The sequence below is a fragment of the Collimonas sp. OK242 genome (genome assembly GCF_900107095.1).
Taxonomy (GTDB): Bacteria; Pseudomonadota; Gammaproteobacteria; order Burkholderiales; family Burkholderiaceae_D; genus Collimonas.
In genome coordinates, this window is the sequence record NZ_FNOR01000040.1 from 1 (window position 1) to 8,799 (window position 8,799).

The 8,799-nt window shown below is 53.1% G+C and carries 10 protein-coding genes; 9 read left to right on the forward strand and 1 reads right to left on the reverse strand.

Annotated features, from left to right (window positions below):
• The 5 genes from BLV81_RS23160 to BLV81_RS23180 form a co-directional block, all read left to right on the forward strand.
• Positions 1-673: transposase (locus BLV81_RS23160; protein WP_143036443.1), on the forward strand; the 673-nt coding region annotated here is incomplete at its 5' end.
• Positions 674-1,195: 522 nt separating this feature from the next.
• The gene (locus BLV81_RS23165; protein ID WP_092360248.1) at positions 1,196-1,552 is read left to right on the forward strand and encodes a PA2779 family protein; all 357 of its coding nucleotides are present in this window, start codon (positions 1,196-1,198) and stop codon (positions 1,550-1,552) included.
• Between the two features lie 8 nt (positions 1,553-1,560).
• Positions 1,561-2,538: a PA2778 family cysteine peptidase gene (locus tag BLV81_RS23170; protein WP_092360253.1), complete on the forward strand. Its 978-nt coding sequence runs from the start codon at positions 1,561-1,563 to the stop codon at positions 2,536-2,538.
• A 153-nt stretch (positions 2,539-2,691) separates the two neighbouring features.
• A complete protein-coding gene (locus tag BLV81_RS23175) occupies positions 2,692-3,045 on the forward strand; it encodes a DUF1428 domain-containing protein (protein WP_092360254.1) in 354 nt (117 codons plus the stop codon).
• Positions 3,046-3,482: 437 nt separating this feature from the next.
• A complete protein-coding gene (locus BLV81_RS23180) occupies positions 3,483-4,682 on the forward strand; it encodes a tyrosine-type recombinase/integrase (protein ID WP_092360249.1) in 1,200 nt (399 codons plus the stop codon).
• A gap of 453 nt (positions 4,683-5,135) precedes the next feature.
• Here BLV81_RS23180 and BLV81_RS23185 read toward each other — a convergent pair whose 3' ends face one another.
• A complete protein-coding gene (locus BLV81_RS23185) occupies positions 5,136-6,587 on the reverse strand; it encodes an MFS transporter (protein WP_092360250.1) in 1,452 nt (483 codons plus the stop codon).
• A 117-nt stretch (positions 6,588-6,704) separates the two neighbouring features.
• On the opposite strand from BLV81_RS23185, the gene BLV81_RS23190 reads away from it, so the two are divergent.
• The 4 genes from BLV81_RS23190 to BLV81_RS23200 form a co-directional block, all read left to right on the forward strand.
• On the forward strand, positions 6,705-7,592 hold the full coding sequence (locus tag BLV81_RS23190) for a helix-turn-helix transcriptional regulator (protein ID WP_092360251.1): 888 nt from the start codon (positions 6,705-6,707) through the stop codon (positions 7,590-7,592).
• A 313-nt stretch (positions 7,593-7,905) separates the two neighbouring features.
• Positions 7,906-8,241, forward strand: coding sequence for a hypothetical protein (locus BLV81_RS23195; protein ID WP_092360252.1), 336 nt, complete (start codon positions 7,906-7,908; stop codon positions 8,239-8,241).
• Positions 8,242-8,327: 86 nt separating this feature from the next.
• Positions 8,328-8,468, forward strand: coding sequence for a hypothetical protein (locus BLV81_RS24035; protein ID WP_176992944.1), 141 nt, complete (start codon positions 8,328-8,330; stop codon positions 8,466-8,468).
• A 51-nt stretch (positions 8,469-8,519) separates the two neighbouring features.
• On the forward strand, positions 8,520-8,799 hold a 280-nt coding region (locus tag BLV81_RS23200), incomplete at its 3' end, for a transposase (protein WP_143036444.1).

The following is an 8,799-nucleotide window of genomic DNA, read 5'->3' on the forward strand; positions in this document are numbered from 1 at the left end:
TGATGCGAAACATCATCTGATTGTGGCGCATGACGTGACTAATGTCGGTATCGACCGAGACCAACTCTCTTCAATGAGCGAGCGAGCCCGTACAGCAATGGCGACGGAGTCTTTGACGGTAATTGCAGACAGAGGCTATTTCAAGGGGGAAGAAATCCTGGCGTGTCATGAAGCCGGCATTGATGTGATCGTTCCAAAGACCGTGACATCAAATGCCACTGCCGAGGGACGGTTTGGTAAAGCCGATTTTATCTACGATGCCGAGACAAACGAATATCGCTGCCCTGCAGGACAGCGCCTGATCTGGAGATTTACAAGTAAAGAAAAAGGGCTGAACCTGCATCGGTATTGGAGTTCGCACTGCCAGCAATGTCCACTCAAGCAGCAATGCACCCCAAGTCCGCAGCGTCGCGTAACGCGATGGGAGCACGAAGCAGTTCTCGATACGATGCAAGCCCGTCTGGATCAAACACCCGATGTTATGCGAATCCGTCGTCAAACCGTCGAGCATCCGTTCGGGACGATTAAAGCCTGGATGGGATCAACGCACTTCCTGACCAAAACAATAAATCGCGTCAGCACCGAAATGAGTTTGCATGTACTGGCTTACAACATAAAGCGGCTGATCAATATCCTGGGCGTTGGCAGATTGATCCAGATGATCAGCGCATAAGCGCTTTTAACGTTTGCAGCGACGTTATTGCGACAGCTCAGCCGCTTTTTACAATCAGTCTAAAATCCAATGCGCCACACTGTCGCAACCCTATGGTATTCATCTAACCTTACAATGAGGATTCCATGGCATGCTTATGCCGTGTCTTCGTTTTTACACAGTCTGGGCCGATCCCAGTCATTGCGTATGCATGCACCGATCACCGAATTATTGATTCATTGCAGGCTGTCTACCACTTCCGCTGTTGTGCAAATCGATGCGTAATCCGCAGCAAGATTACTCAGTGAGAGTACATGCACATCTTCTGCCGGGCCAAAATGCATTGCCAACCTGCCGATTACCCGCACGCGGCAACCGCAGCTTGACACTTCGACAGGCGCAAACTATACATAAAAGTACATTGTCTTGTTCCTGGCATTGCCACCAAGAATAATGCAATTTACACCTGTCTGCATGGTCGTATTTGTTGGTACAGGCGCCAATAAAGGAGCTCACACAATCAGACCTCGAAGGAGTGTAAACATGAATCGTTTTTTCAAAATGGTCAGCCGCGTGTTGATTGTTAGCATGCTGCTGACGTTTCATCCGGCACACGCCGGCATTGTGGGAACTGACCAGCTGATCAACGCGACACAGGTACAAGGCGATCGTGAGAAGGTGCTGAACTTCATTAGCCGCACGAATGTCCAGCAGCAGTTGGAGACGCTCGGGGTGAAACCGGGAGCAGCGCAAGAGCGTGTTGCCGCCATGACCGACGAAGAAGTAAGAACCCTCGCCAGCCAAGTCGATACCTTGCCTGCCGGCGGCACTCATGGCTGGGCTATTGCGGCGGCAGTCATCCTGATTGGAGCGGCGGTTCTCTATTTCGTCTACAAATAATGCAGCGCATGCAGCTCGGAATATCGGCCCGCCTTCTGGCGGGCATTCTTTTTCTGGCGCTGATGCTGGGTCTGGGCGGCTGCGCAATTGCGCCACAAACGCGCCTGCTGGAAAGCAATCGTCCAAGCGACTTGCCGCAGCGTGTAGAGCTTACGGCAGTCCCCTTCTTCCCGCAGGAAGAATACCAATGCGGACCGGCCGCACTTGCCACGGCCCTCAACAGTGTCGGCGTGGCGATCCGCCCGGAAATATTGACCGATCAGGTTTATCTGCCGTCGCGCAAAGGCAGCCTGCAGATCGAAATGCTTGCAGCCACGCGCCGCAACGGGCTTGCCGCCTACGTTCTCGCGCCGCAGCTTGCCGATGTGCTCAGGGAAGTTGCGTCGGGTACGCCGGTTGTGGTACTGCAGAATATGCTGGTGAGCTGGTATCCGCTGTGGCATTACGCGGTTGTGGTCGGGTATGACATGGAGACGTCGAAGCTGATCCTGCGCTCGGGCACCAACGCCCGCCAGGTATTGCCGTTCTGGTATTTCGAACACACTTGGCAGTTCGCCGGGCATTGGGCGATGGTGACGGTCCGCCCGGATCACATACCAGCGACCGCCACCGAGATCGGCTATGCGTCTGCTGCGGATGCGCTGAACGCAAGTGGACAGAAAACCGCCGCCGCCACGGCCTATTCCACATTGTTGACGCGCTGGCCGAACAGTCTGGTCGGGCAGCTGGGGCTGGGCAACATTTACTATGCCGCCGGTAAACTGGCGGAAGCTGAATTCGCATTCCGGAAAGCGACAGAAAACCACCCCGACTCGGCCCCGGCATTTAACAACCTGGCGCAGACCCTCGCGGATCAGGGCAAGCTCCCGGAAGCATTGCAGGCAGCGCAAACGGCGGTCGGTCTCGGCGGGCCTTTTCTTTCTGCATCCAAGGAAACGCTTGAGGGCATTCTGAGCAGAGGGGCCGCGCCGCCGTCACCGCGCTAAAGTGCAGCTGTTCAGAACTATTATGTTATGAGCGATGTCGATTTCTTTACCGGTCGTTCGTCTAGGGTGTGGGGGCCGATATGCGGCGATACGGTAGCGAATCGCGTCGCTTTGCATTTCCCCCTGTTTCTTTTAACTCAAGAGGAGATAGTTATGACTTACATAGATGGATTTGTAGTCGCCGTACCCACAGCTAATCGTGAAGCATACAAAAAGCACGCCGCATCGACTGCGGCCGTATTCAAGGAATATGGCGCATTGAAGGTAGTCGAATGCTGGGGGAATGACGTCCCTGAGGGAAAAGTGACGTCTTTTACAATGGCAGTCCAGCGCAAAGATGACGAGACGGTGGTGTTCTCCTGGATTACCTGGCCTTCTCGTGAGAAGCGGGACGAAGCCTGGAAAGCGGTCATGGCCGACCCGCGGATGCAGCCTGGAGAGAATCCGATGCCTTTCGACGGCAAGCGGCTGATCTACGGCGGCTTTGAAACGATTCTGGAGGTGTGATTGCCTGCCGATTGAGAATGACCGGAAACGTCATGTCGATGCGATGCACTTGCTCGGCATGGCGTTTAGTGAGTGTCTCCTTGTGGCCGAGGCTGTGTTGAGCCGGTCGTGACAATCGCCTTTTTTTACATCCAGCGAATGCAATACCCAATCAACTTGTAGCTAGTTGCGGAAACGTTTGTTTTATAGTCGGAATGAAGCAATATGCCTAAGAAACAAAAAAGCCCTGAATAATCAGGGCTTTATGCTCAATATTGGCGGAAGCGATGTCTGCCAATATAAAGTCCAAAAGAATCCAAAAAAGTCCAATTTACCTAGACCACACAAGGCAAATACGCCTTCATCCCTCCATGCGAGTCCAAAGCAATCTATCTAGAACCAAACAATAATGGCATACTGGATGGCATACCAACTAGCTTCCGTCCAGAATACAAATTATGGCAACCCTGACCGATGTCAAAGCACGCAACATCAAACCCGACTCAGGAATTCTTCCCCACGGCGGAGTGACAGGTTTAGCACTGCATCCCTCCAACACTAAAGGATGTGGCAAATGGGTACTGCGCTTTGTCAGCCCATTAACTGGCAAACGCCGTAATGCCGGACTAGGTAGCTATCCGGAAGTCAGTATCGCCGATGCAGCGAAACACGCCTTGCAAATGCGTGAACAAATTAGCAATAAAATTGATCCGCTAGACGAAAAAAATCGAACAGCCAGTATCCCCAAAATTCCTACTTTCCAAAATGCCGCCGAAATACTCCATGCTGAATTACTCCCAGGCTGGAAAAATGCCAAACACGCCCAGCAGTGGTTGAATACGCTTACGCAGTACGCCTTTCCAATTATCGGCACATTACCACTGGATCAAATTCAGCCTCGTCATATTGCCGATGCCTTGCGACCGATCTGGCTAGAAAAAGCCGAGACTGCCAGCCGATTGAAACAGCGCTTGCATGCGGTCATGGCTTGGGGATGGGCGCACGACCATTGCAAGTCGAATCCAGTTGACGTGGTGCATCACCTGTTGCCACAACAACCGTCAAAATCTATACGCACTCAACATCAACCGGCTATGCCATGGCAAGATATTCCGGCTTTCTTTGCCAAGCATCTACAGGTAGCAAGTAACCAGGACGTGACACGCGCCATGCTGGAATTTTTGATTTTGACAGCGGTTCGCTCTGGTGAAGTACGAGGCATGATGTGGCCAGAAGTAGATTTAGACAATGCGATCTGGACAATTCCGCCGGAACGCATGAAAGCCAAACTCCAGCATCGTGTTCCCTTATCTAAACGCGCTATTGAAATCCTCACCAAGCAGCAAGGACAGCACGAGGATCTGGTGTTTCCTTCGCCACGTGATCAGGTTGAACTTTCCGATATGGTACTGACCAGTTTTTTACGCCGCGTCAAGGCACACAGCGATACGCCTGGTCGCGTCGCAACCGCGCATGGCTTTCGATCAAGTTTCCGCGATTGGTGCAGTGAACAAGGTTATCCCCGCGACTTGGCGGAACGTTCACTTGCCCATATGGTACAGAACAAAGTGGAGGCAGCTTACCATCGCACCGACCTATTGGAGCAACGTCGCCCCATGATGGCAGCATGGAACGATTTTGTTGGAACGGCATGTTAGCCGCTTGCCCTCACCAGTAGTGTTACGAGTAGGAACTGGTTAAGTCATTTTTCGTTGACATCTGACGTCAATCTAATGGGGTGCAAGGGATCCATCCGTAATACAGCACTTACTTCCTGACTGATTTGCGGTTGCTCCTGGAGGGTTGGTTTTCACTTTCTAAGATTAAGCCGGGGACATCGGCAAAGCTAATGGAAATGAAGCCATAGCTGTAGGTCGACCGCAGACAACTTGTGAAAGTAAGTCGATCGAATTGCAATTCGAAATACACCCGAAAAGGGAACATTTACGAGTGGCGTTGATGAGAATTGACCACCGCCCCCCACTTCAAATCAAGCTAGGGGTTCGAGGTGCAGCGGAACGGAAAACCGGGATAAGCAACCCGGATTCAAGCCCCGCGTGACGACACGCTTTATCCACGAAGGACACCAAGCGACGTCCCCGGTTGTTAAGTCACTCTGCGACGACGGATTGTGGGTGAGCTTGAAAGGCAGTCACTGGCTGCCATCGCTTATGGAACGCCACTGCGCTGGCGAGCAAAATCATCATCAGGCAAAACTCGGCGAGCAGGGCCGCGAGCGCCGCATCCAGGTATTGCCCTGTGTGATGCAAGGTTTGTGCAAACACTGCCCCCAACAAGGCGGACCCGATACCAAAGGATGCTTGCTGCACGGTGGTCAGCATCGCGCTGCCGGCGCCGGCTTGCGGAGCTGGGACGTCCGACAATCCTATCCTGAAGAAACAGCTGACAATAAACGCCTGCCCAAAGCCCATCAGCACGGTAGCGGGGACAAGATTGAGCATCCCTGGATGCGGCCAGACTCCGCGCAAGGTCAGTATTAGTCCCAGCAGTCCACACATCTGTATGGCACAGCCTAAAATCAGCGTGGCTGTGCGACCAACGCGGGCAACCACGCGTGAGCTTAAGAGCGAGCTGACAAAATAGGAAGCACCCAAAGCAATAAACGCATTGCCGGAATGCACAGGCGTCAGGTGGGCGCCGGCTTGCAAAGCAAGTGCCAGCACGAACATGAAGCCGCTCCAGCAAGAGAAAAACAATATCGCGATCAACAGTCCAAAGCGCACGCTGGGCAGACGCAGCAAGGACGGCGGCAGTAAGGGGGCAGCTCCACGCTGTTCTTGCCGCAGTTCCACCTTCCATAGCAAGCCAAGTAGAGGAATGGCGGCGCTCAACAGCGTGATGCATAGCAAGGACCAATGCAAAGACGGCCCCAATGCCAGCGGCACCAGCACGCACAAAATGACCAGGCTTAACAATATCGTTCCAGGCCTGTCGATGCTGGCGGCATGTTGGCTACGCGTTTCCGGCACCCAGCGATGCGAAACCAGCAAAATGCCTAGACACACTGGTAGATTAATCAGAAACACGCTGCGCCACCCCATGCCGGCAATATTGGCAGATACCAGAAAGCCGCCCAGCACTTGGCCGACAATAAACGCCAGCCCGCCTATGGCCCCGTAGAAACCCAGCGCGCGAGAGTGGTTGCGTCCGCTCAGGCTTACATGGATTGTTGCCAATATCTGCGGCACCAGCAAGGCTGCTGCGCCGCCCTGCAAAGCGCGAGCAGCCAGCAAAAACCAGACTGAATTGGCCACGCCACATAAAAGCGAAGCGACGCCAAATAAGGCTACACCAGCTTGAAACAGTTTTAGCCGTCCCAGGTTGTCGCCCAGGCGCGCGCCTATGGCCAGAAAAACCGCAAACGCCACCCCATACACGGCTACCATTAGCTCCAGTTCGGTTTCTGTGGCATTGAGAGAGTGAGAAATGGCATCCAGCGCTACATTGACAATCGAAAAGTCTATCTGCGGCAGCAATTGCCCCGCAAGCAACACAATGAGCCCTGCCTGGCGCAGGACAGGTTGCGAAACCCCGTTATTCATAGCACTTCTTTCTATTTGAATGGATAACAGGTGCCAGTCTATAATTGAAATAAGACTGGTACTAGAGTCTACCTAGACTAGTATAATTTGTGCCAGGCTCGATAAGGAAAGCAGACCATGCCTCATCAACTTAACTCGACCCCGACGTTGTCACAGCAGGCGCCAAGCCACCTCGAAGCCAATAGTACAGAAGAACTTGGGAGCTTCTTGCGGGTTCGCCGCGAGAGCCTGGATCCCGTCCACCTGGGTTTGCCGCGCAGCGGACGACGCCGTACGCCCGGCTTGCGCCGTGAAGACGTGGCGGCACTCGCCGACATCGGCATCACCTGGTACACCAAGCTGGAGCAAGGACGCCCCATTCGCGTGTCTGCCAAGGTGTTAAGCGCGGTAGCAATTGCCCTGCAATGCAGCGATGTAGAAACCGCCCACCTGTTTGCGCTGGCCGGCATGAAAATGCCCACCAATTTGACAGAGCGGCCCGCCTGCGAGTCGCTTTCCGCCACCAGTCAAATGATACTGGATCATCTCAACCCGATTCCTGCACTGATACAGAATGCCCGTTTCGATATTCTCGGCTACAACGAAGCCTATTGCCGTTTAGTGAATGTCGACTTAGCGAAGATTGCCAAGGAAGACCGCAATTGCATCTATCTGGCGATGACCAATCCCAATTGGCGCGCCAGTCTGGCAGATTGGGACGACGCGATGCCGCGCATGGTAGCCTTGTTCCGCGCCGCCATGGCGGAGCACCTGCATGAGCCGCTATGGGAACAGCAGCTGCAAAAATTTATGACGGCATCCGCGGAATTCAGAAACGCTTGGCAGCGCTATGAAGTGCGCGGCATAGAAAATCAAGTCAAACGCTTCCGGCATCCTCGCGTCGGCGCACTCGATTTGCAGCAAACCAATTGGTGGTCCGCGCCGAAAAACGGCGATCGTTTAATGGCCTATGTGCCGGTGGACGAACGTAGCCGGCAAGGGATACAGCAGCTCGCAGAGGAATAAATTGAGATTTGCAGGTTGCTGCGCTTTTCGCCTATATGGAAGAAGGAGAGCGGAACAATCCGGGGGCTGGGCCCTGTACAGCTTACTCTCGTGCTCATCAATCTTGATGCACCCTGCCTCAGCTTGCTGAGACGACAATCAAACTTCCGTTAAAACGACATAGAGAGCAAGGGGCAACCCTTGCTCTCTATGTCGTCATCCCGTCGATCCCAAATAATCTCAGCCATATATCACCGCCTTGAGAAGGGTAATCACCGCTCTCAATTGACCACGTCAATTTCAATTGAAACTCTTTAACATTGAAGGCCCTCACATGGATCAGAATATCTTTTTCGTACGGAGCAACACCGTTGCTACGACGCTGACAGCGACTACGTTTTATCCCGTCTTTACAGCAAAAGATGTGGTCGAGTTAAACGAAGCGCTTAAAACCCGGCTTGTACTTGCCAAGGCTGTTATCAACAAAAATTCACATAGCTACAATCGCACCTGCATCTACTTCTCCATTGCACTTGCTGCTTATATCGTGATCGCCATCGGCAATGATGTCGAAGTGGATATGGATCTGGCAATGACCTCCCTCGTCATCTTGTTTGCGATCCCTCTCGCAAGGGTATGGTTCTTGCGCAGATTGCTCGGAAAACCATGAAACCGCATAGAAAATCGATTGCTCCCTCTGGTCAGCCGAGGAATCGATTTTCTCCTTTTAGACATCCATCACCGTAAGGAGCCCCTATGGGATCCAATAACTCCCCTCTCGAAAGTCTCGCCGCATTTGCCATCGTTTTTGTGTTCGGCATTCTGTCTACCGTCAGCCTTGGCAAATATCTCCAAAAAATCAAAGGCGACGTTAAATATCGGTATGTAGTGGTCTAATTTGCCCGGACACCTCGATAGGTGGACAATCCACCATCCGAGGAGATTTGCATGACAAGGCAACGCCGCACTTTCGATCACAGCTTCAAGCTTGAGGTCGTCAAAATGATCAAAGAACAGGGACTCAGTGTTCAGCACGTATGCGAGAGCATGAGCATTGGCCCGACCGCCGTGCGTCGCTGGGTAGAGCAGTACGATGCCGAGCAATCCGGCCAGCCAGGCATTGGCAAACCGCTGACGCCCGAGCAACAACGAATCAGGCAGTTGGAGCAGGAGAACCGCCAACTGCGAGGAGATGTAGAAATCTTAAAAAAGGCCTCGGCCTTCTTTG